Origin of the sequence: Bacillus sp. FSL E2-8868 (genome assembly GCF_038005505.1) — a bacterium.
Classification (GTDB): domain Bacteria; phylum Bacillota; class Bacilli; order Bacillales; family Bacillaceae_G; genus Bacillus_A; species Bacillus_A mycoides.
In genome coordinates, this window is record NZ_JBBOTI010000002.1 from 1,008,123 (window position 1) to 1,030,085 (window position 21,963).

The 21,963-nt window shown below is 36.1% G+C and carries 25 protein-coding genes; 1 reads left to right on the forward strand and 24 read right to left on the reverse strand.

Features of this window, described 5'->3' with window-relative positions; genetic code table 11:
* Nucleotides 1-5: 5 nt before the first annotated feature.
* The 13 genes from NSS74_RS16010 to NSS74_RS16070 all read right to left on the reverse strand — a co-directional run bounded on the left by NSS74_RS16010 (nt 6) and on the right by NSS74_RS16070 (nt 11,850).
* Entirely contained in the window at nt 6-509 is a 504-nt protein-coding gene (locus tag NSS74_RS16010; RefSeq protein WP_002030789.1) for a cell wall elongation regulator TseB-like domain-containing protein, read from the reverse strand.
* Nucleotides 510-516: 7 nt separating this feature from the next.
* Entirely contained in the window at nt 517-687 is a 171-nt protein-coding gene (locus tag NSS74_RS16015) for a YpmA family protein (RefSeq protein WP_002086589.1), read from the reverse strand.
* A gap of 250 nt (nt 688-937) precedes the next feature.
* Nucleotides 938-3,742 (reverse strand): ATP-dependent DNA helicase DinG, encoded by a 2,805-nt coding sequence (dinG, locus tag NSS74_RS16020; RefSeq protein ID WP_002202599.1) that lies wholly within the window; start codon nt 3,740-3,742, stop codon nt 938-940.
* Nucleotides 3,743-3,872: 130 nt separating this feature from the next.
* Nucleotides 3,873-4,256, reverse strand: a complete 384-nt coding sequence (panD, locus tag NSS74_RS16025) for an aspartate 1-decarboxylase (protein WP_000490176.1) — start codon at nt 4,254-4,256, stop codon at nt 3,873-3,875.
* A gap of 12 nt (nt 4,257-4,268) precedes the next feature.
* On the reverse strand, nt 4,269-5,117 hold the full coding sequence (gene panC, locus NSS74_RS16030) for a pantoate--beta-alanine ligase (RefSeq protein ID WP_002086591.1): 849 nt from the start codon (nt 5,115-5,117) through the stop codon (nt 4,269-4,271).
* On the reverse strand, nt 5,117-5,953 hold the full coding sequence (panB, locus tag NSS74_RS16035) for a 3-methyl-2-oxobutanoate hydroxymethyltransferase (RefSeq protein WP_002011854.1): 837 nt from the start codon (nt 5,951-5,953) through the stop codon (nt 5,117-5,119). The genes panC and panB overlap by 1 nt, the downstream gene beginning before the upstream one ends.
* Nucleotides 5,954-6,295: 342 nt before the next feature.
* Nucleotides 6,296-7,276, reverse strand: a complete 981-nt coding sequence (locus NSS74_RS16040; RefSeq protein WP_002086594.1) for a biotin--[acetyl-CoA-carboxylase] ligase — start codon at nt 7,274-7,276, stop codon at nt 6,296-6,298.
* Nucleotides 7,261-8,454 carry a CCA tRNA nucleotidyltransferase gene (locus NSS74_RS16045; RefSeq protein ID WP_340813953.1) on the reverse strand — a complete coding sequence of 398 codons (1,194 nt, stop codon included), beginning with the start codon at nt 8,452-8,454 and terminating at the stop codon, nt 7,261-7,263. The genes NSS74_RS16040 and NSS74_RS16045 overlap by 16 nt, the downstream gene beginning before the upstream one ends.
* Nucleotides 8,441-9,586, reverse strand: a complete 1,146-nt coding sequence (gene bshA, locus NSS74_RS16050; protein ID WP_002086596.1) for an N-acetyl-alpha-D-glucosaminyl L-malate synthase BshA — start codon at nt 9,584-9,586, stop codon at nt 8,441-8,443. Before bshA ends, NSS74_RS16045 begins: the two co-directional genes overlap by 14 nt.
* The gene (gene bshB1, locus NSS74_RS16055; protein WP_002011848.1) at nt 9,583-10,287 is read right to left on the reverse strand and encodes a bacillithiol biosynthesis deacetylase BshB1; all 705 of its coding nucleotides are present in this window, start codon (nt 10,285-10,287) and stop codon (nt 9,583-9,585) included. The genes bshA and bshB1 overlap by 4 nt, the downstream gene beginning before the upstream one ends.
* 11 nt (nt 10,288-10,298) lie before the next feature.
* On the reverse strand, nt 10,299-10,694 hold the full coding sequence (mgsA, locus tag NSS74_RS16060) for a methylglyoxal synthase (protein WP_000684753.1): 396 nt from the start codon (nt 10,692-10,694) through the stop codon (nt 10,299-10,301).
* A 14-nt stretch (nt 10,695-10,708) separates the two neighbouring features.
* Nucleotides 10,709-11,509: a dihydrodipicolinate reductase gene (gene dapB / locus NSS74_RS16065; RefSeq protein WP_002126457.1), complete on the reverse strand. Its 801-nt coding sequence runs from the start codon at nt 11,507-11,509 to the stop codon at nt 10,709-10,711.
* Nucleotides 11,506-11,850, reverse strand: a complete 345-nt coding sequence (locus NSS74_RS16070; protein ID WP_002011846.1) for a nucleotide pyrophosphohydrolase — start codon at nt 11,848-11,850, stop codon at nt 11,506-11,508. The genes dapB and NSS74_RS16070 overlap by 4 nt, the downstream gene beginning before the upstream one ends.
* 273 nt (nt 11,851-12,123) lie before the next feature.
* Here NSS74_RS16070 and NSS74_RS16075 point away from each other — a divergent pair, with 273 nt between their 5' ends.
* Nucleotides 12,124-13,005 (forward strand): YitT family protein, encoded by an 882-nt coding sequence (locus NSS74_RS16075; RefSeq protein WP_002011845.1) that lies wholly within the window; start codon nt 12,124-12,126, stop codon nt 13,003-13,005.
* A gap of 28 nt (nt 13,006-13,033) precedes the next feature.
* Here the strand turns inward: NSS74_RS16075 and NSS74_RS16080 are convergent, their stop codons facing one another.
* The 11 genes from NSS74_RS16080 to NSS74_RS16130 form a co-directional block, all read right to left on the reverse strand.
* Nucleotides 13,034-13,684: a uracil-DNA glycosylase gene (locus NSS74_RS16080; protein ID WP_159146389.1), complete on the reverse strand. Its 651-nt coding sequence runs from the start codon at nt 13,682-13,684 to the stop codon at nt 13,034-13,036.
* Between the two features lie 133 nt (nt 13,685-13,817).
* Complete coding sequence (locus NSS74_RS16085; protein WP_002086606.1) at nt 13,818-14,498, reverse strand: zinc metallopeptidase; 681 nt, start codon at nt 14,496-14,498, stop codon at nt 13,818-13,820.
* Nucleotides 14,499-14,603: 105 nt separating this feature from the next.
* On the reverse strand, nt 14,604-15,389 hold the full coding sequence (ypjB, locus tag NSS74_RS16090; protein WP_002168786.1) for a sporulation protein YpjB: 786 nt from the start codon (nt 15,387-15,389) through the stop codon (nt 14,604-14,606).
* A 107-nt stretch (nt 15,390-15,496) separates the two neighbouring features.
* Nucleotides 15,497-16,183 (reverse strand): lipoprotein intramolecular transacylase Lit, encoded by a 687-nt coding sequence (gene lit / locus NSS74_RS16095; RefSeq protein ID WP_159146388.1) that lies wholly within the window; start codon nt 16,181-16,183, stop codon nt 15,497-15,499.
* A gap of 25 nt (nt 16,184-16,208) precedes the next feature.
* A complete protein-coding gene (locus NSS74_RS16100; RefSeq protein WP_002086612.1) occupies nt 16,209-16,799 on the reverse strand; it encodes a DUF1405 domain-containing protein in 591 nt (196 codons plus the stop codon).
* 512 nt (nt 16,800-17,311) lie between these two features.
* On the reverse strand, nt 17,312-18,079 hold the full coding sequence (gene qcrC / locus NSS74_RS16105; RefSeq protein WP_002011836.1) for a menaquinol-cytochrome c reductase cytochrome b/c subunit: 768 nt from the start codon (nt 18,077-18,079) through the stop codon (nt 17,312-17,314).
* Between the two features lie 43 nt (nt 18,080-18,122).
* Complete coding sequence (gene qcrB, locus NSS74_RS16110) at nt 18,123-18,797, reverse strand: menaquinol-cytochrome c reductase cytochrome b subunit (protein WP_000932700.1); 675 nt, start codon at nt 18,795-18,797, stop codon at nt 18,123-18,125.
* Nucleotides 18,798-19,310: a menaquinol-cytochrome c reductase iron-sulfur subunit gene (gene qcrA / locus NSS74_RS16115; protein ID WP_002030772.1), complete on the reverse strand. Its 513-nt coding sequence runs from the start codon at nt 19,308-19,310 to the stop codon at nt 18,798-18,800.
* Between the two features lie 144 nt (nt 19,311-19,454).
* Nucleotides 19,455-19,910, reverse strand: coding sequence for a YpiF family protein (locus tag NSS74_RS16120; protein WP_002030770.1), 456 nt, complete (start codon nt 19,908-19,910; stop codon nt 19,455-19,457).
* 153 nt (nt 19,911-20,063) lie between these two features.
* Complete coding sequence (locus tag NSS74_RS16125; RefSeq protein ID WP_002086615.1) at nt 20,064-20,600, reverse strand: ReoY family proteolytic degradation factor; 537 nt, start codon at nt 20,598-20,600, stop codon at nt 20,064-20,066.
* 73 nt (nt 20,601-20,673) lie between these two features.
* Complete coding sequence (locus NSS74_RS16130; protein ID WP_002086616.1) at nt 20,674-21,936, reverse strand: tetratricopeptide repeat protein; 1,263 nt, start codon at nt 21,934-21,936, stop codon at nt 20,674-20,676.
* Nucleotides 21,937-21,963: the final 27 nt, after the last annotated feature.

Consider the following 21,963-nt stretch of genomic DNA (forward strand, 5'->3'; position numbering starts at 1 on the left):
TACATCTATTTTTCAATGCTGTATCGTCTTAAAAAGTTCCCATCTTTAAATTCAAGATAGTAGTAACTATAACGATTGTCATCATCAATATATGTAACTTCCCATAATGGTATATTATTTTCAAAGCCTAATTTTGCTTTTAAAATTTCTTTCGGCTTACTTTTGGGTTCTTTACTTTCATCTCCGACTTGTTCAATCGTTCTTTGTAAAGCATCTTTTTCAGAAATACCTTCGCTCTTTTTCCTTACTATAGTTTCCCCTTTTTTCTCAGGCACCCAAACGATAAGTTGTTCTCCTTTTTCATCTGTACCTTGTACGACTGTATATGAAGATTTTCCATTATAATAATCAACAGTATTTACCTTTGTAAGCTTTGCCTTTTCTTTCGCAATTTCTACAGACTTTGACTCTTTTGGAATTTTCTTTTCCATCGCTTTATTATAAACATATGCCCCATATATTCCGCTAGCAACGATAACGATAATGATTGTAAAGATCCACTTTTTCATTGTATCACTACGTTCTGTAAATCGTAAATACAGCTGTTTCTTTATCTTTTTCGTCTAATGCTAATCCGAACATGAGGTCCTGCTCTTTTAACGTACGATTCAAACCATCAACAATTTTATACAAGTCAGACGAATATTTAATACGCGTCGTTGATAGGACTTCGATTTTCTTATCCATGAAAAAACTCCTCCGTTACACAAAAATTTCTAATTATAGAAGAACGCAATGCGGTTACAATAAGAGTACATTCTTTACAACCCCTGCTTCATCACCCATCTATTATAGCAGGACATGTACAGCAAAAAAAGGTTTCAAATCGAAAAGCAATATATTTTGTATACAAGAAGTAAGAAAAATAAAATTCCTCCTACCCACATTTTTTACGCCTGAAGTTTAAATGTACTTCAGGCGTATTTTTCTTCCAATTTTATTCATTTGACGATTCTTCTAACTGTACTAACAATTCTTCTAACGGTCCTTCATAGAGCGGTACAGTTGGGATTGATTGTAAAAATCGTTTTCCATAGGAAGAACTTGTCAAACGACGATCTAATACAAATACAGTTCCCGTATCTGTATTTGTTCTAATAAGACGACCAAACCCTTGTTTGAAACGCAAGATTGCTTGCGGGAGCGCCAACTTATCGAATACGTCTTCTCCTTGATTTTTTAACCACTCTCCTTTTGCTTCCATCATCGGCTGATGAGGAGGGGTAAAAGGCAGACGGACAATGACAAGACAGCTTAGGGCATCTCCAGGTATATCTATCCCTTCCCAAAAACTACTTGTTCCTAACAAAATCGATTTGTCGAACTCCTGGAATTTGCGGATTAGACGACTTCGGCTCTTATTATTCACACTTTGCGTTAATAATAAATATCCTTCTAATGTCTCATCATTTTTCAAATTCGTATACGCTTCTTTCAACATTTCATACGAAGTGAATAAAACGAGCATTCTACCTTTTGTAGCTTTCGCTATTTTCGCAATATGTGCCGATATAGACTCAATATATTCTTCATTACTTGCTTTCTTAATAAAAGGTACATCCGTTGAAACCATTAATTTCATTTGCTCTTCAAAACGGAATGGTGATGGAACCTTTAATGTATTGGGAGCAAAATCATGTAAACCTAGCTCCTCTTTTATATAGTCGAATGAATCATTAACTGTTAACGTTGCTGATGTGAAAATAACACTCTTTTTCTGGGTTAAAAATTCATCAGCAAATCTTTCACCAATATGAACAGGCTGCGCATATAGAACTGTTGAATGAATCGTTCCCTTCGTTTCAGTCTCCATCCATGTCACGTATGAATTTTTTTCTAAAATGAGTAATTGTAAAGATTGTGCCATCTTTCTCAACAACTCAATTAAATGCATAAATTCACCTGTAACGACATGCATCTCCCATTCTAATTTACTTTGCAATATTTCAGCTTGCTTCTCAAGTGTAGTCAATAACTTTCTTACATCATACACAAATCGATTTGTTAACTCGGTAATGCTATCCCATAACTTACCTTTCTCTACTTCCGTGTTATATCGATAAATGAGTGGCATATTGCTCATCCCTTGTTCCTGCTTTGTTTGTTTAAATACGAAAGTCCGTAACATTTGAAATAGTTCATCCGCATCAAATTTCAATTCCTTCAAACTATGACTCACCATACGGAAAGTCGAACGCGATGCTTGCTCTGATTTTTTCATCATTTTATATACTTTAGAAAGTACATCATCTGTTTCTAGCGTACCAAGACGAGATAAAGCTAATTGAAAATACATGCATGAGAACTGTTCACCTAATGTTCTACTCGCCGCTTCCTCGATATGATGAGCTTCATCAAAAATAATATGTTCACATGAAGCAAATAGTGGTTCTTCACTTGAAAAATCTTGAAATAATAACGCATGATTTGTAATAACGATATCTGCAAATAATGCTTTATTCTTTGCTCTTTGATAAAAACAACGACTATACCAGTTACTTTGCATCCCGCCTGGACTATGTACATCACTACAAATACGGTTCCAAAGTAACTTGCCGCCCTCAGGAATATTCAATTCATCACGATCGCCAGTTTCCGTTTGCAATAACCACACTAAAATTTTTGCCTTTGTGAGCGCCATATCATAATTTTTCTCTTCCTCTTGCAAAGCATATTCAAATTTGTGTAGACAAAGGTAATGCTTTCTTCCTTTCAGAAGAGCTACTTCAAATGAAAATGGCATTATTTTCTTTAATAAAGGAATTTCTTTTTCTAGTATTTGTTGTTGCAATTGTACAGTTTGTGTACTTATAATGACAGGCTCTTCTTTTTTCTTTGCGAAATAAATACTTGGAAGTAAATATGCAAGCGTCTTCCCCGTACCTGTTCCTGCTTCAATCAGTGAAAACCTAGAATCTCTTAGCGCTGTATATATTTCCTTCATCATAATTTGTTGGCTTTCTCTTTTTTCAAACTTTGGCATATTCAATTCAAGTTTATCGATTGTCTTATGTAAGAAAGCATCAAATTTAGATGAGTATGTTTCACTGAGGCTTAAAGAATAATTCCGCTTTCGAAGCGCAATATTTCGATACACCTCACACTCCTCTGCCTCTTCTTTACCATGCATCATTTTCTTTAAAATATTTTCAGAAAGTACATCAGCTATATCACTTTGGAAAACATCACTTAATTCATAAAGCGATTGTAATGTGACAAGTGGTAACTTTTCAATTTCACTTAAAAATTGTAAAAACAACTCCGCTGTTGCAAGAGCATCACTATCCGCACGATGTGGTTGATCGTGCTCTAGTTCATGCTGCTTAGCTAGATCACGTAATTTATAACTATCAGCTGTTGGCAAAAGAATTTGCGCCAATTCAACTGTATCAATTTTAGGACAATGTACTTCTGTATATCCAGCCTGCCTTAATTCTTCATTTAAAAAATTCCAATCAAAGTGAACGTTATGTGCAACAAAAGCCGCACCTTGTAATAGCTCAACAATCATCGGGGCTACATCTCGAAATAACGGGGCTTGTTTTACAAGATTTTCATCAATCCCAGTTAATTCTGTAATAAATAGGGGAATCTCTCTCTTCGGATTAATAAAAGATGAAAAAATCTCTAATATCTCTCCATCTTCCACTACAACAGCTGCAATTTGGGTGATTTTATCCTTCCCATCCTTCCAGGAGTTCCCTGTCGTCTCTAAATCAACAACGACATAACGCTTACTCATATATGTAACACCTCAATTTCTTACCTATCAAACACAAAAATTATATAATGTTACTATACCACGTTTTACCTCATCTTAATGAAAAGATGCACAAAAAAGCTATCTCCTTAATTAGAGATAGCCTTCCTACTTATAATATCGTGCCAGCTTTTTCAGCACCTAACATTTCAATAATTTGATTATCATCGTCTAATACTGCAATTTTCGGCTCTTGTTTATGAATATTTTCTTCTGCCACTAAACCATAGCAAATAATAATAACTTTATCACCCGGTTGTACAAGCCTTGCAGCTGCACCATTTAAACACACAACACCGCTACCGCGCTCTCCTTTAATAACATATGTCTCTAAGCGAGCTCCATTGTTATTATTTACAATTTGTACTTTTTCATTTTCTACAATATTTACCGCATCCATTAAATCTTCATCAATTGTAATACTACCTACATAATTTAAATTTGCTTCTGTTACAGTTGCACGATGTAACTTCGCTCTCATCATTGTGCGAAACATAGATGCTCCCCCTTATTTCCCCATTAATGTTATATTGTCAATTAATCGTACATTTTCAAACTTAACTGCAATCGCTAAAATGATTCTTCCTTCAATTTTATTTATTGCTTTTAATGAAGGATATGCATATAAATCAGCATAATCTACAGTGCCTTTCGTATACTTCTCAATATGCTCTTTCACAAGATTCATAATGATTTCCGGATTACGTTCGCCTGCCTCAATTCGTTCTTTCGCTATACATAGACTGCCGTATAAATGAGGAGCCTCTTCACGTTCTTCTAGTGATAAATACACATTACGAGAACTTTTCGCTAATCCATCTTCTTCCCTTACAATATCAACTGGTACGATCGTAACGGGAATATTAAAATCAGTTACGAATCCTTCAATTACAGCTACTTGCTGTGCATCTTTCATACCGAAATAAGCACGCGTTGGCAATGTAATATTAAATAGTTTCATTAGTACAGTCGCAACACCAGCGAAATGACCAGGTCTTTGTTTGCCACATAATACGTCGGTACGCTTCACAACTTCTACTGTTGTCGTTTGTTCTGCTGGATACATCTCTTCTACACTCGGATAAAATAAATAATCAACACCATTTTCTTTTGCTACATTTTCATCTCTATCAATATCACGTGGGTATCGATCTAAATCTTCATTTGGTCCAAATTGTAGTGGATTTACAAATACACTTAAAACTACAATTTCATTTTCTTCCCTTGCCTTACGTAGTAACGTAGCATGCCCTTCGTGTAAATACCCCATCGTTGGAACAAAACCGATACTTTTTCCACTTGCATGCAGTTCGTTTGTAATTTGCTGCATCTCTTGCACTGTAGTTATGATTTTCATTATTGTTTTCCTCCGTATAACGCTAAGCACTCTTCCTCTTTCATTGTAAATGAATGTTTTTCTTCAGGAAATTGCCCTGTCTTTACTTCAGTAACGTATTGCGAAATCCCTCGCACAATCTCCTCTTGAACAGACGTATATTGCTTCACAAATTTCGGAACACGATTTACGCCGTACGAGATAAGATCGTGGTATACAAGAACTTGCCCATCTACTTTTTGTCCTGCTCCAATTCCAATTGTAGGAATTGTTAACTGCTCTGAAATAAGTTCTGCTAATTGCATTGGCACACATTCTAGCACAAGTGCTATCGCACCAGCTTCCTCACATTTCTTTGCATCTTCTATTAATTTTTTTGCACTTTCAGCATCTTTCCCTTGTACTTTATACCCACCTAGCACTCCTACAGATTGAGGAGTTAAACCTAAATGCGCCACAACGGGAATTCCCGCATTCGTTAAGTAGTGAATAGTTGATATAACTTCTCCAGCACCTTCTACCTTTAATGCATGTGCCCCGCTCTCTTGAACAATGCGACGTGCATTAATCATCGTATCTTGCAATGAGACATGATAAGACATAAATGGCATATCAGTTACAATAAAAGTCTCTTTCGCTCCGCGGCGTACAGCTTTCGTATGATGAATCATATCCTCTACTGTTACTGGAACTGTTGAATCATACCCAAGTACAACCATTCCTAGAGAATCACCCACTAAAATCATATCGACTTTAGCTTCTTCTGCTAATTTAGCAGATGGATAATCATACGCCGTTAGCATTGTAATCGGCTCACCTTGCTCTTTCATTTTCAAAAAATCTGTTTTTGTTTTCAAAAACTACTCCTCCTTTATGCAGGAGAGAGGAGATGGCCGAAATCATATAAAAAACCCCTCTGGCCATAAAAGGGCAGAAGGGTTGTGTGTTAGTCGGCATTATTCATCCCTCTGTCCCAGTCCATTATTGGATCAAGGCAGAATCCAAATTATTATTTTTTCATACTGCGTAAAATAATGGTGCAGTTCGCTTTGATACTGCCCATATTCGAACTAATTATAGCAAACTCTGAAAAGGAATTGCTACATTTTTTCGAAAAAATAATTTTTTATCCCTATTACGGTATGTGAAATTTATTAGTATCTAAATGACAAAAAGAAGCTCCAAAATAGGAACTTCTTTTACTTAATTTCTATATCAGCAGAATGAATGTGGTGCACTTGTCCTTGATGATCCTCAAGTAACAATACACCATCCTCCGTAATTCCTTTTGCTAGCCCATTAATAGTTTCCTTCATCGTTCGAGCTGTAATTTCTTTTCCGATACTTACTGCGTAACTTTCCCAAAGAATTTTAATAACAGAGAAGCCATTTTTTAAATACTCTTCATACAATTTCTCTAGTTGCAAGAAAATTTGTTGCATAAGTTCCGCACGAACAATCGGCTTACCCGATTCAATTGCTAATGAAGTTGCAATTTGCTGAATTTCCTCATCAAAATGTTCTTGTTTCTGATTTGCATTAATGCCAATTCCCATAATAACAGCATTAATTTTATCTGGATCAGCTTGCATCTCCGTTAATATACCGACAGCTTTTTTACCTTGAATTAAAATATCATTCGGCCACTTAATCCCTACGTTTACACCGGTACATTTTTCAATTGCTTGCGCTACGCTAACCGCTGCTAATAAAGTAAGCTGTGGTGCATGATGAACTGGAATCGAGGGACGCAAAATAATACTCATCCAAATTCCTGTTCCTTTTGGGGAATACCATTTTCTACTTAAACGTCCTCTACCTGCTGTTTGTTCTTCAGCAACGACAATTGTTCCCTCTTCTGCGCCTTCATAAGCAAGTCTCGCTGCAATATGCTGAGTAGACTCAACCGATTCTTCAAAATAAACCGTTCTACCGATACGCTCTGTTTGTAATCCTAATTGAATCTCATTCGCAGTTACTTTATCTGGTTTACTAGCAATTCGGTACCCTAAGCGGCGTACAGCTTCTAGTTCATACCCTTCATTACGAAGGTCCTCCATATGCTTCCATACAGCGGTTCTCGAACAACCAAGTTTGTCACTAAGTATTTGACCAGATACAAATGCACCATCTGCTTCAGAAAAAACTTGTAATAACTGCTTTCTTATAGTAGATTGCATCTTTGTAGCCACTCCCTTATATCCTCTTTCTTATTAACTAAATCTCCTTGTACGATTGCTTCTTCAATATTTTGAAGCATTTCGGCAACCCACGGACCTGGCTTTTTATCTGTCCAGCTTAATAAATCATTACCAGTCACATTCATTTCTTGACGATTTTTTATCGGCAATGCATGAAATAATGATTGTACTTGCTTAACAGACGCACTATTATAACTTTCTATTATCACTTCATATACTCTTTCCGCCATCTCAGCGATGCGAATCCCAGTTTTATAAAGAAGGATTGTATCCCACTCCTTCTCCTTTCTAGAACGAATTGCTAATAAAACCGCTACGATATCTTTAATCTTTTTATTCGAGAACTTCCATTGACGCAGAAAGACAGATGGATGCTCTTCTCCGATACAATATAGGAAAAATGCCCACGCCTCAACGTCTGTTTCGAAAGAATCCCATTTATACTGCGTAGCTTTCAAGAGTCTTTCTTCTGACATTTGCAAATATGGCAGATGAGAAAATAGCTTAGTTTCTACTAACTCTTGAAGACCATTCACACAATATGTACCGGTCAACAATTTTTCAAATTCAACTGTAATTCTTTCAATCGCTATATGTTCGAGCAAATGCCCATACGTTTCAATTGCTTGTTTCGTCTTTATTTCCAAAGAGAAACCTAACGTACTTACGAACCGAATACCACGCATCATTCGCAGTGCATCTTCTTGAAAACGGTCTGCAGCATCTCCAACCGTTGTAATTTCCTTCAGACGAATCGCTTCTTTCCCAGCAAATAAATCAACCATTTCGCCTTCCTCTGTCATTGCAATTGCATTCATCGTGAAATCACGTCGTTTTAAATCCTCTTCTAATGAACGGACAAATTGAACACTACTAGGTCTTCGAAAATCTTCATATTCGCTTTCTGTTCGAAAAGTAGTTACCTCATACGGTTCACCATTTTCTACAACAATTACAGTTCCATGCTCAAGACCAACCGGAACATGTCTTGGGAAAATAGCCGTTACTTCTTCTGGTAAAGCAGATGTTGCGATATCGATATCTCCAATCGGTCTATCGATAATAAGATCGCGTACACTTCCACCAACGAAGTAAGCCTCATGTCCGTGCTGTTTTAACATCTCAATAATTGAACTAGCTTTTTTAAATCTTTCCATTCTTGTCATCCCTTAGTATGTCATAATAAATCGCCTCATACTGTGAAACGATTTTTTCCGAACGAAACTGCTCATATACAGATTTCATCGCTCGCTCTCCCATATTACGGTGAAGTTCTTCATTTTCTAGTAGCTGAATTGCTTGCTTAGCGATTCCGTCTGTATCTCCAACTTCACATATATATCCTGTTTCACCATGTTGAATGACCTCTGGAATGCCCCCAACCCTCGTTCCGATACTAGGCACACCACACGCCATCGCTTCTAATATAACAAGACCAAAACTTTCCTTTTCTGATAAAAGTAGCATTAAATCACTCATCGCAAGAAGCTCTGCAACATTATCTTGCTTTCCTAGGAATAAGACACGTTCCTCAATATGTAAACTTTTCACCAATTGTAAAATAGTACAGAACTCTGGTCCATCACCAACAAGAAGCAATTTCGCATCTACTTCCTTTACAATTTTGGCAAATGACTGCACAACATCCTGTACACGCTTAACCTTTCGGAAATTTGAAATATGAATCAACACTTTTTCATTTTCTCGTATACCATATTCTTTTTTTAATTGAGACATATCACGTTTGAAATAAACACGTTCATCTACAAAATTGTATACCGTCTCAATTTCTTTATCTGGTTTTACAAGTTCATTTGTTTCTTCAATTAACGAATGTGACACAGCTGTAACAACATCAGATTGTTCAATACCAAAGCGAATTAAATTATTTAACGAAGGGTCGGAACCTAATACAGTAATATCCGTTCCATGTAAGGTCGTAACAATTTTAATACGCTCCCCAATCATTTGTTTTGCTAAATATGCACAAATAGCATGCGGGATTGCATAATGCACATGTAAAATATCAAGGTTTTCTCTTTGAGCAACCTCTGCCATTTTACTCGCTAATGCTAAATCGTAAGGTGGATATTGAAAAACAGAATATTGATTTACTGTTACTTCGTGAAAATAAATGTTCGGGTACACTTTATTCAACCGAAATGGTACACCCGATGTAATAAAATGAATTTCATGCCCGCGTTCCGCCAATTGCTTTCCTAACTCTGTCCCAACAACCCCAGAACCACCTACAGAAGGATAACATGTAATACCTATCTTCAATTTCATTTACATCCCCCTATTAAATCAGCATGTAATAAAACCGGTTTCTTACTCATAAATCCTTCGGCATACAGCACTCCAACTTCTTTCCCAAACATCTTCTCCCGAGCGATTACAGTTTCAACGTATCCTTCGGTTAATGGCGTCTTAACACCATCACTCCCTGTTGAAAACTGACTTTCATACGCTTCTAACGCTTCCACCTTTTTAGAAAGGTATTCACTAATATCTATACAAAAATTCGGTTTATGAAAACCATTAATCATATAATTATAAAAAGACTCTACACGGTGCGGCGGAAGTTCAGGCATATATTTACGAATTCCCGCTGAAAAGATAGCTTCTTCCACAAGTTTCGCGCAATTAGCATGGTCTGGATGACGATCTTCGTAATATGGTGCGAAAATTAGTGTTGGTTTATATGTACGAATAATCTTTACAATTTCACGTATATATTCTTCTTTCATATACAAACCACGGTCTGGCATTGCTAAATTAATTCTCGTTTTTACTCCCATAATACGAGCTGCAGCCTTTGCTTCTTCTTTTCTTAGTTCTACCGTTCCATTTGAAGAAAGATCAGCTTCTGTTAAATCGCAAATGCCTACTTCATATCCTTGCTTCGTATACTTTGCAATGGTACCTGCCATGCCGATTTCAACATCATCGGCATGAGCACCAAACGCTAATATATGTAATCCACTCATAATTGTTCCCCTCATTTTCTTAACTTTCGGTAATCTAAATCTCCCCGCTCTAATGCATGCATTAGCATTTCAGCACTTGCCATATTTGTTGCTAATGGGATGGCGTATACATCACATAAACGAAGTAACGCATTAACATCTGGTTCATGCGGCTGGGCTGTTAGTGGATCCCGGAAAAAAATCACCATATCCATCTCATTTTTTGCAATCATTGCACCAATTTCTTGATCGCCACCAAGAGGACCGGATTGATATCTTGTTACAACTAAACCAGTTGCCTCCATAATACGAAGTCCTGTCGTTCCTGTTGCAAAAAGTTCATGTTTTTCAAAAATTGGTTTATATGCGTATGCGAACGAAACCATATCATCTTTCTTTTTGTCATGTGCGATTAAGGCAATTTTCATCCGTTGTCTCCCCTTTAGTCGATAATATTTTCTAAACCGTACACAAGATGATCAAGGTTCATTACTGTTTCAATTGATAGTTTTACACCTGACATAAATGATGCACGGTTGAATGAATCATGACGAACTGTTAACATTTGTCCATCTCCGCCGAACATTACTTCTTGGTGTGCAATAAGCCCTGGTAGACGTACGCTATGAATGTGAATACCGTCTACATTTGCACCACGTGCCCCTTCTAATTGTTCCGTTTCATTAGGGTGCCCTTGCTCTTTTGGTACACGATTTTGACGGATTAATTCTACTGTTTTTACAGCTGTACCAGATGGTGCGTCTAATTTTTGATCATGGTGTAATTCAATTACTTCAACATCTTGGAAGTACTTCGCTGCCATTTGAGAGAACTTCATCATAAGAACTGCACCAATCGCAAAATTTGGAGCGATAATTGTTCCTACTTCTTTTTCTTTTGCATTTTCTGTTAATTGCTTTAGTTCTTCTTCAGTAAATCCAGTTGTACCAATAACTGATCGAAGTCCACGTTCAACTGCAAGTGTCACATGTTTCTTTCCAATTTCTGGTGTTGTTAAATCTAACAATACATCTGCTTCTACTTCATCTAAACAAGTATGTAAATCCGCGTAAATAGGTGCATCTAGCGCTGGCATTCCCGGTAAATCAGAAATTTTTTCTCCGCCATGCTTATAATCAATTGCTGCTACTAAATTGAAATGCGCTGTTCTTTCCATAAGAAGGACTGCTTCATATCCCATGCGTCCTCGTGGTCCAGCGATAATTACTTTAATTTCTTTCATGCGTCTTTCTCTCCCTCATCAATACGTGTCCAACGATCTTTATCACGTGTATTAAATTTATTCATTACAATGTTATGCGCTGTTTCTAAATCAATATTTAAACTATTTGCCATACAAATCATAACAAATAAAACATCTCCAAGCTCTTCCTCAACACTTCGTTCTTTCTCAGTCGTTTTCTTTGGTTTCTCACCATAATAATGATTAACCTCTCTTGCAAGCTCTCCCATTTCTTCAGTTAAACGAGCCATCATTGCAAGCGGACTAAAATAACCTTCTTTAAATTGACCGATATATGCATCTACTTCTTTCTGCATATCTTTCATCGTTTTTGCTTCCATACTAGTCACCTCTTATTCCTTCCTCTTTCATGTTAGCCAATTCATCGCGATTTGACAAATATTATTCCCTCATATCACTATTTACGACTCTTTTTAGGATAGACTATAATAAAGTGAAACTTTCTTTTGCAGTTTTTCCGCACAATATCAGGCTGAACTAATTAAGCTCTTATACCATTCTCTATTTTTACTATCAACTAGAAATAACTTATTATTATGTTCTATCGTTTAAGAGGAGCAATGCAATCATTACATAATTAGGGGGATTTCTAAATGACATCAAATTTGAAGATTCGGAATATCATTTTTATTTTAATCGGTTCCGCTATTTTTTCTTTCGGTATTGTGAATATCAATATTGAAAATCATCTTGCAGAGGGTGGATTTACCGGCATTACGCTATTATTATATTTTAAATTTTCACTTGATCCTTCCTATACAAACTTAATTTTAAACGTCCCTCTATTTTTCATTGGCTGGAAATTACTCGGCCGAACAACATTTTTATACACATTAATCGGTACATTTAGCGTCTCTTTATTCCTTTGGGTGTTTCAGCGCTACGAGGTTCTCAACTTACATTTAAACTTGCAAAATGATATGACACTGGCTGCTTTATTCGCTGGGGCATTTATCGGCATAGGACTTGGAATTATATTCAAATACGGCGGGACTACTGGCGGTGTTGATATTATCGCAAGGCTAGCTCACAAATATGTTGGCTGGAGTATGGGAAAAACGATGTTTATGTTTGATGCGGTCGTTATCATTATCTCTATTCTTACATATTTATCATATCGCGAGGGCATGTATACGTTAGTTGCTGTTTTTATCGGGGCTAAGGTTATTGATTTCATGCAAGAAGGTGCTTATGCAGCAAAAGGAGCAACTATTATTTCTGATAAAAACGATGAAATTGCTTCAAAAATTTTATCAGAAATGGAGCGCGGAGCAACCTTTTTAAAAGCAGTTGGATCCTATACAAAAATAGAACGTAATGTACTATATTGTGTTGTTGCTAAAAATGAAATCGTAAAATTAAAAAATATCATTATTTCAGTAGATCCACATGCCTTTGTCGCTGTAAGTGATGTACACGATGTTGTTGGTGAAGGATTTACATTAGATGAAAATAAAAAACCGTTACATAATTAAATTCAGCTAGAAAAGCTCTGTAGCTTTTCTAGTTTTTTATTATAAATCTTTTAAGTTTCTCCAAATCCTCATAAATAAGCTCCAACAAACTCCGATTATAGAAAATAGAAGCTGGATGAAAGGTCGGAAAAATATGATATTCTTTTTCTGACCAAATAAATTCTGTACTGCTGCTATCTTTCAATCGCTGCACAGGTTGCTTTAACAATTCTCCATGAACATCCGTAATTTTATTATTTTTACCAACTAAACGCTGTAATGCAATATTACCAAGTGTGACAATAACCGGCTGCTGTATAAATTCCAGTTCATAATCTAGCAAAGGTGCATGGGCAAGTATCTCACCTTGATTCGGTGTTCTATTGTACTTCTTCTGTATTATTTCGCCATTTTGTTCCCTTTTCTCTCTCCATTTATAAGGTCTACTCCGGACCGCACTCGTAATATATACTTCTTCCCTTGTAACGTGAATACGTTCTAAAAATTCCATTAAATGTTTTCCCGCTCTCCCACTAAATGGAATCCCATTATGAATTTCTGTTTCACCAGGTGCTTCTCCAACAAGCATTAATTTCGGGTTTTTAGGGCCCTGTCCACTTAAAAAACCTTCTAATTGGTATATAGCACTACACTCCTTCACTTGTTTAACTAAATGATATGGATATTCTATGTCCGTCACCTTCTTTCATCATTCCATACTTATCTTTATTTTAACTAGTTCTATACCCCATATTCTCTCTATTATTTCCATTTGTAACATATTATAAGATTCAATCCACAAAACAAAAAAAGACTATCAAAATTGATAGTCTTTAATCGTCGCTACGCTGCATACCAGTATAAATTAATACGAGACGTAATAATTCAAATACTGCTACAGCAGCTGCTGCTACATATGTTAATGCTGCCGCATTTAATACTTTACGAGCTTGACCGTACTCATCTGTTGATACGATACCAAGTGCTTCAATTTGTTGCATTGCGCGTTTTGATGCATCAAACTCAACTGGTAATGTAACAAGTTGGAAAATAACACCTGCTGCCATTAAAATAATCCCTAGTAACAACAAACCAGACATTTGTGCAAATACACCAATTAGGACAAAAACCCATGACATGTTTGAACCAAAATTAGCAACTGGCACTAACGAATGGCGTACACGCATAAAGTTATAATCTTTCGCATCTTGAATTGCGTGTCCTACTTCATGTGCTGCTACAGCTGTACCAGCAACTGAATGACCATAATAGTTATCTGTCGATAATCTAACCGTCTTTACACGCGGGTCATAATGATCTGACAAATGACCTGGCGTTTCTTCTACGGCTACATTGTACAATCCATTTTCATCTAAAATTTTTCGAGCCACTTCCGCTCCTGTCATACCTGATGTTGAATAAACTTGTGAATACTTGCTATAGGCACTACGTACTTTTGACTGTGCATACAACGGTATGATCAAAATGATCGCGAAGTAAATTAAATAAAACATCATAAACCTCCATTGAAGTTTTAATTATAGTACTTCTCATTCTATTTTTTTCTTCCACCGTTGTCAATAAATAAACCTTACAATCCGTATCTTTATTTATGCGTATTATCTATCTTTAGAATGCAAGTTGCTTCTCCGCTTCTCTCTCTCCCCTTTATACTTTCTCCATCCAACATACGTTAAAGTGAACAAAATAAGTCCTCCAGTAATTGTCATAAACCAAATGAGAGAGGGAGCAATCTCATCTTTTTTTACTGTATGAAATATTTTTTGCAAATCACCTTTAATAATCCCTAGTTGCATTTGTCCACCTTTCGTTTTTAACATAACGTTACGAAATTCATCCAAATAAGATAAATGTGCATTTACACGCTGCGCTTCGTTTTCTGGCAGAGCAATCATTAAACTAGGATAAATAATATTAAATTCATTTAAAAATGTATTTAGCGTCTGTTGGAACTGTCCATCATCGTCTTTTTCCATCGCCTTTTCTACTTGAGAAAAAGCATTCATTATCTTTCTTTCTCTTTCCATCCAAAGTGGCTGATATTTAGATACTTGTGCATCAACAGCAAGTTGTAACGCTAACATATTATCCACTTTAACTTGCCTATCTGAATCTTCCGCGAGAGATTGTTTCGCCTTATCGTATGCTAAAGAAACGACTCTAATTTGTCCCGGAGTTACTTTTGAATTATTTTCATTCTCCTTTGATAGAAATTGCTCTGAGAAATGGTACAGTACTTGTATTGCCTTTTCATCTTCTTTTTTCTTCACTAACTGCAAAGAGTCATCTAGCAATCCAGTTAGTTCACTCCACTCTTCAGCATATATACGTACTGGAAACATTATAATTAGAAATGCTATCAGTCCAATTAATGTTCTCTTCATCCCGGTCCCCCCTATAACTACTAGTACAAAATATGTGGAATTGGACAAGAATAGAACAGAACAAAACCAAAAAATATATTATCTCTATGAAAACAAAAAAATTCTCTTTAAACAGAGAATTTTTTCTTTGAAACCCTTTTCTTTTTCACTAAATATTTATACACACCGTAACAAAGCATGCTACCACCTAAAATCAATAATAAAATAATACATGCAGCATGCATAAAGAATTCTTCCGGTAACATTAAAATAACCGGATCTGTTTCAATATCAAACATCCAATAATCATTGCTAAATAAAAGCTTATGAAATAATACGAAACTCTTTTCAAAATTAATAGCAATTGGTAACGTAAGAGCTATTGGAAAAATAATTGTAAGAATCGCTCCGTGAAGTAAAAACTTTTCCTTTTTCTTTTTTAATAAATACGCTCCTCCTAATACAGCAATTACAATCGTTCCATACATTATATATTGAATCTTGACTACAATATTTTTAACATCTACAAAATGAATGCGTCCATTTGTGGACATATCTAATGTCGGCAATTGTAATGTACCTTCATAAAACGGCGATAAATATGTAATAAGCACATCATAGTTTCTCTTAATTTCATCTTTCGTCATATCCGCTAAATCTGGAATATTTAAAAAATCAATTTCAAAATAATACAACCATTTTCCATATATAACTACCGTTGTCGCGAGAGCGAAAACAGAAAATGCTATGCTATAGGAAACTACTAAAGTGATCAATCGATCCAATATGTTTATACCGCTCTTATTTTTCTTCATTTTCTCCCCCTAAATGTTCTCACCATCATAAAGAAAACTGTTTTCGGTTCTCACGTAAGCAATAATAATATGTAATACACAGTACAGCAATACTTAACCAAAACGTAAAATAACCAATTTTCTCTACAAATAAATGCATAATCCCATATCTCGGCATTTGCCAAAATAAATAATCAATTGCATCATTATGTAATGTCCATATGCCAGCTACAGTGAAGTGCCATTTTTTTATCCGATAAAACGGAGCATATAACATTCCCTGCACTGCCATCGCAAAATGAGATAACATTAACATATATCCCATAAGGCCAATAGGGCCTTTTACATAAATCATAATTGCATTTACAACAACAGCCCAAACACCATATTTTATTAAAGTAACTATCGCTAGCGCTTCTATTAACCCCCAGTTCTTCTTCATCAAGAAAGCAATTAAAACAAAGACAAAAAAGAGAGTCGCCATAGGGCTATCTGGTACAAACGGCCAAAATATAGGTGAGGTTTCTTTTAATTGATTTCCATACCATATGAATCCGTAAATTGTACCTAATATGTTAACAACCAATAAAAATAATAGTACCGAACGTTGCCTTAACATTGCATACAAGTAAGCCAATCTGTATGTCCAACACCTTTCAAACAAAGTAATTCTTTCATCGAACTCTACTCTATTATATAGCAAACTTTCCGTCATCGTAGAGTAGAAAACTGAAACAGATTAAATTTTCTTTAGAGATGGCTTTGCTATCCCTTTTCTGTTTCAGCTTCCCCTCATCAAACCGTACGTGAGGTTTTCCCTCATACGGCTTTCCGATGCTCTTCCTTCTTTAGCTTTCAGTTTGTTCTAGCTTCCTACTTTCACGAGTGTGTATGTTATTTTCTTCATCAAGTCCTTGATACGACCATGTTTCTTTCGAACATTTCTTTTCTTATTCCAAAAAAGGTTAAGCCGTTCTAAGACGTACCAATCTATTTTACCGAGCCACTTCTGTCCAATTGAAGATAGGCTATAATAATTTTTGAATCCTTGTAGAATTCTATTTAAACCTTTCACCATCAAACAGTGCCCAGCTTAGCTGGGCACGCAAAATAAAAAGCTGACTACAGATTTTGTAGTCAGCTTTTCTATTATTTTTTATTATACTTTGCAACGAATTCCGAAAGCTTTTTCAGTTCCTCATCTGTACCTTTAAATACACCTTTAGGCATTGAACCTTTTCCATCTTTCGCAATTTTAGCGATTTCTTCTGGTTTTAAAGTTAAGTTTTGTAAAGCCGGTGCTGCCGCTCCGCCCTGTAAATTGTCACCATGACATGTTAAACAAGTATTTTTTTGCATCAACTTGTAGCCGTCATCATTTTTATCAACTGGTGCTGTTTTTACAATTGCTCCTTGTTTTTTTGCAGCTTCCCAATCGTGGTGTGCTACAGATTCCCAAGTTAAAAAAATAATCGATGCAATTGCTAAAAGCATAAACCCCGTTGCTACAGGACGCTTCAATGGTGCTCTTTCTGGGCCTCGATCTAGAAACGGAGCTAATAGTAACGCTCCAAACGCAATCCCCGGCATAATAAACGCACCAATTACAGTAAATGAGCCTGAAGCATACGAATACTTTAATAACTGATACAAGAATAAGAAATACCAATCTGGAAGTGGTATATATCCTGCATCTGTAGGATCCGCCATTCTCTCAAGCGGTGACGGATGCGCCACTGTTAAACATAAATAACCGACTAAAAAAACTGCACCAACCATCCATTCTTTTAACAAGAAATTCGGCCAAAACGCTTCTGTTTTCCCTGGATATTCAGAATAATCTTTTGGAATATTTGGTTTCCGGGCTACTGGTACCCGAGAATCTCCTACAAACTTCATCCCTTTGCCGCGATGCATAATCTCCCTCCTTTTGTTCTTTCCCCTTTAATTTAGCAATCTCTTATAGCGGACCGGAAATACCTTGTTTGCGAATCATGATGAAGTGGAAGGCCATTAAACCTAGAAGTGCTGCTGGTAAGAAGAAGACGTGAATAGCAAAGAAGCGAGTTAATGTTTGAGCGCCAACGATTTCGGAATGACCAGCGAGTAATGTTTTAATATAAGGACCAATGAGCGGCGTTTGCTCTGCAATTTGAATCCCTACTTTCGTAGCAAATAACGCTTTCATATCCCACGGTAATAAATATCCGGTAAAACCAAGACCTAACATAACAAAGAAAATAAGAACACCAACAATCCAGTTTAACTCACGAGGCTTTTTATACGCACCTTGGAAGAAAACTCTGAGTGTATGTAAAAACATCATTACAATTACGAGACTAGCACCCCAGTGATGCATACCACGAACAATTTGCCCGTAAGCTACTTCATTTTGTAAATAATAAACCGACTCCCAAGCATTTTTAATATCCGGCACATAATACATCGTCAAAAACATTCCGGACAAAATTTGAATTACTGTAACGAAAAAGGTAAGTCCTCCAAAGCAATAGACGAATGCAGAAAAGTGATGTGCCGGGTTAACATGCTCAGGTACTTCATGATCAGCGATATCACGCCATATCGGTGTAATATCTAAACGTTCGTCCACCCAATCATAAATTTTATTTAACATCTACTTTGCACCCCCTCTTGGCTTCGCTTTTCCTAAATACAGCGTTCCATCTTTCACTTTAGACTCGTACACATCAAGCGGAGCAAGAGGCGGTGTGCCTTTAATGTTCATCCCATCTTTTGTGTAACGTCCCCCGTGACATGGGCAAAAGAATTGATTAGGATGTGCTTTGTCCGAATTCCAGTTCACTGTGCAACCTAAATGTTTACACACTGGAGAAAATGCAACAATGTCTCCGCTTTCATCTTTATGCACCCAAGCAGATTTTGGCTCTTCAGACTTGTACCATCCGTCAACCTGCTTCACCTTAAAATCGAAGCGCTTCGGCTCTGTTGTAATATCCTTTACTTGTCCAACAGCAACCATATCTGTTCCCACTTCTTTTCTTAACACCGGATCAAGCGCAAACCTCGTCATCGGCATTAAAATACCCGCCGCCATAAAGCCTCCTACCCCTGTAAGTGTGTAATTTAAAAACTGTCTTCTTGACACACGATGTTCTTTCTCGCTCACGAAAATTTCCCCCCTCTATCAGAAATTGTCCCCTCGTGAAAAAATTATATAAAAAATAAAAACTAGGACACTATCATGATATAATACCCTCTTGCATAGGTCAATATCATACTACTCATAATAATAAGAACTTTCTGTTTATTATTATTTTATCCATCTTTCTTCCAACATTTCCATAATATTTTTTATGTGTGCACGAATAACTTCCCTTTTCGCTTGGTCACTAAATTGCTCTAATGATAACGATGGAAACCAAAATAAATCACCCTGCACATCTCTCATATCTTCTTTCCATGAAAAGTCACTTGTCACATAGGCAATATGCTTAAAACCTTGCCTTTTTAAATGATCTGTCCATTCTTGCAAACGGTCTTTTTCATTCTTTTGGCTCTCTACCAAATACGTAAATGCGGGCAGTAAAAGCACTCTTCCTTTATACTCCCTTTCCAACTCCATACTCAAAGCCTCAATAAATTCACCTTGCTCTACAACCATTTTCATCTCTTTTGCTGCCGAAATAGACAAAAGGGGTATAATCCCTGTATCTACATACTCCCTCGCTTGCTCAAACTGTTCTACATCTTTTACAATCCATTTCACCTTTTCTCCCCTCCTCCATTCGAAATAACAGAACTTTCACTTTATATATATTAAACCATACTAAAAGAGGTAAAAAAAGAAAAACTACCTATTATTAAGTAGTTTTTCTTAAAAAGTCTGAATTTCGTAAAGATTACATAATCAAAATGAATTCTATAAAATTTTCAACTCTGCTGTTAACCTATGAAATGCTTCCTTATCTTGCTTATCCAAAGCTTCATCAATTTGTTTCAAAAGACGTTCTCTTCTAAATGAGAATACACTTTCTTCTAAAAATCGTTCTGCAAGCAATCGATCTTTTTCATTCACTTCAATATGCTTTGGCAAATATGGGTTTTCTTCTAATACAGCTACATAGTTTGCATTTTGGAACGATGATTTAAAATTAAGCTGAATATAAATATCCTCATCTCGATTCAAACGAATATCATGAAACGATTTTTCTGCATCTGTTGTCATTACATTTTGTTTGAAAAAGTGAAACGGTGTGTCTTTCACACAATTTGCTGACATTACTAAGCCACGCGGACAATATTTTGCATGTTCTACGAAGTGGACTTTATGCATTAATTGATCGTGACTCATTAAATAATTCAAAATCCATACACATTCACGCTGTTTCAGTTGGTAATTATTCAAAAACCATTTTACAAAATCCTTCTTCTCGTTTACAGAAACAGGGGTATTCATAGCGATTAAGTCCCTCCTCTGTCTTTCTCTTTTCTTTTTAGATTCAAGAAGCGGCATTCAGTTTCCTTCCAACTTATGAAAAATCCTCTAAATTATATAACAATTCTTCAATATGAATTTGTGTCGGGTCTAGTTGTATTAACTGCGTAAATACTTCTTTCGCCTCTTTTCGCATTCCTTCTTCTAATAAGAAATAACCGTACTCTTCCAAGAAATCTGGATGATTCTTAAAAGAAGTATATGCACTTTCATAGTGTTTTAATGCATCCGAATACATTTCTAATTGTTTTTTTGCAAATGCAAGATCCCAAAGTAGTTGTGTATCTGGTTCTCCACTGTCAATTGCACGCTCTACAACTGCAATTAGCTCTTCGTATTTCTCTTGTTCTTTTAAAATATACGCATATTTTAATATCGCACCTAAATGTCCCGGATCTAGCTCCAGCGCTTTTTGAAGCACTTCTTCTGCCTCCGCTATTTTACCTAATTTCGCCGCAATATTCGCTAATTCTACATAGAAAGGAACAGACAGCTCATCTACTTTAATTCCTTCTTGAAGTGTTTCATAACTTTCTTGAAGCATGCCTTCTTTTTCATAGCTTTTCGCTAAATACATGTATAACGATGCGTATTCAGGATCTAATTCTTTTAATTCTTGCCAAGCACCAATTGCTCTTTGATATTCTTCTCCTTGGTATAATGTGAAGGCATATCCAAATAATGAGTGAATATCTTTTTGCTCTTCTAACCCCGCTTCATAGTAAGAGATTGCCTCTTCCCAGTTTCCAATAGCACTTAAAGTTTCTGCTAGACGAAGCGCAATGACAACACCACCCATAACTTTATGTTCTGCTAGTAACGATTCATAATAAGTGATCGCCTTTTGCTCTTCACCTTTACTACTATATAATTCTGCTAACCCAAACGTAATAACAGGTTCGTCTGGCATCATTTCTTTCGCCTTTAATAGTTTTTGTTCTGCTACATCATCAAAACCTTGCATTTGGAATAAATCCGCTACAAGTAATAACGATTGAACATATAAATCATCGTTTTCTGGAATATCATGAAGCACTTCAATCGCTTCATCTTCTTTATCTAAATCAATATATAATTCTGCTAAAAATACCGTAAATTCACTTTCTTCCGGATATAGCAAGCGTAAGTCTTCAGTAATTGCTAACGCCTCATCCATAAACCCAAGTGTATGATAGTAACGAGCGATATCATACTTCTCTTCATCATTAGCAACTCGTAGTTGTTCTTTTAATAATTGTAATCCTTTTTCAGCTTCACCGTTTTCAATATAAGAAACAGCCTGTTCAAACTTTTGCATAAACGTCTCCTTTAATTCAAAAAATAT

What these genes read in the sequence shown, in the direction of transcription:
- NSS74_RS16010 (WP_002030789.1), bottom strand. Translation starts at nt 509, where the DNA reads ATGAAAAAGTGGATCTTTACAATCATTATCGTTATCGTTGCTAGCGGA.
- NSS74_RS16015 (WP_002086589.1), bottom strand. Translation starts at nt 687, where the DNA reads ATGGATAAGAAAATCGAAGTCCTATCAACGACGCGTATTAAATATTCG.
- dinG (WP_002202599.1), bottom strand. Translation starts at nt 3,742, where the DNA reads ATGAGTAAGCGTTATGTCGTTGTTGATTTAGAGACGACAGGGAACTCC.
- panD (WP_000490176.1), bottom strand. Translation starts at nt 4,256, where the DNA reads ATGTTTCGCACAATGATGAGAGCGAAGTTACATCGTGCAACTGTAACA.
- panC (WP_002086591.1), bottom strand. Translation starts at nt 5,117, where the DNA reads ATGAAAATCATAACTACAGTGCAAGAGATGCAGCAAATTACAAACGAA.
- NSS74_RS16040 (WP_002086594.1), bottom strand. Translation starts at nt 7,276, where the DNA reads ATGCAATCTACTATAAGAAAGCAGTTATTACAAGTTTTTTCTGAAGCA.
- NSS74_RS16045 (WP_340813953.1), bottom strand. Translation starts at nt 8,454, where the DNA reads ATGGAAAGATTTAAAAAAGCTAGTTCAATTATTGAGATGTTAAAACAG.
- bshA (WP_002086596.1), bottom strand. Translation starts at nt 9,586, where the DNA reads ATGAAATTGAAGATAGGTATTACATGTTATCCTTCTGTAGGTGGTTCT.
- bshB1 (WP_002011848.1), bottom strand. Translation starts at nt 10,287, where the DNA reads ATGAGTGGATTACATATATTAGCGTTTGGTGCTCATGCCGATGATGTT.
- mgsA (WP_000684753.1), bottom strand. Translation starts at nt 10,694, where the DNA reads ATGAAAATTGCCTTAATCGCACATGACAAAAAGAAAGATGATATGGTT.
- dapB (WP_002126457.1), bottom strand. Translation starts at nt 11,509, where the DNA reads ATGAAAGAAATTAAAGTAATTATCGCTGGACCACGAGGACGCATGGGA.
- NSS74_RS16070 (WP_002011846.1), bottom strand. Translation starts at nt 11,850, where the DNA reads ATGGAAGCAAAAACGATGAAAGATATGCAGAAAGAAGTAGATGCATAT.
- NSS74_RS16075 (WP_002011845.1), top strand. Translation starts at nt 12,124, where the DNA reads ATGACATCAAATTTGAAGATTCGGAATATCATTTTTATTTTAATCGGT.
- NSS74_RS16085 (WP_002086606.1), bottom strand. Translation starts at nt 14,498, where the DNA reads ATGTTTTATTTAATTTACTTCGCGATCATTTTGATCATACCGTTGTAT.
- ypjB (WP_002168786.1), bottom strand. Translation starts at nt 15,389, where the DNA reads ATGAAGAGAACATTAATTGGACTGATAGCATTTCTAATTATAATGTTT.
- lit (WP_159146388.1), bottom strand. Translation starts at nt 16,183, where the DNA reads ATGAAGAAAAATAAGAGCGGTATAAACATATTGGATCGATTGATCACT.
- qcrC (WP_002011836.1), bottom strand. Translation starts at nt 18,079, where the DNA reads ATGCATCGCGGCAAAGGGATGAAGTTTGTAGGAGATTCTCGGGTACCA.
- qcrB (WP_000932700.1), bottom strand. Translation starts at nt 18,797, where the DNA reads ATGTTAAATAAAATTTATGATTGGGTGGACGAACGTTTAGATATTACA.
- NSS74_RS16125 (WP_002086615.1), bottom strand. Translation starts at nt 20,600, where the DNA reads ATGAATACCCCTGTTTCTGTAAACGAGAAGAAGGATTTTGTAAAATGG.
- NSS74_RS16130 (WP_002086616.1), bottom strand. Translation starts at nt 21,936, where the DNA reads ATGCAAAAGTTTGAACAGGCTGTTTCTTATATTGAAAACGGTGAAGCT.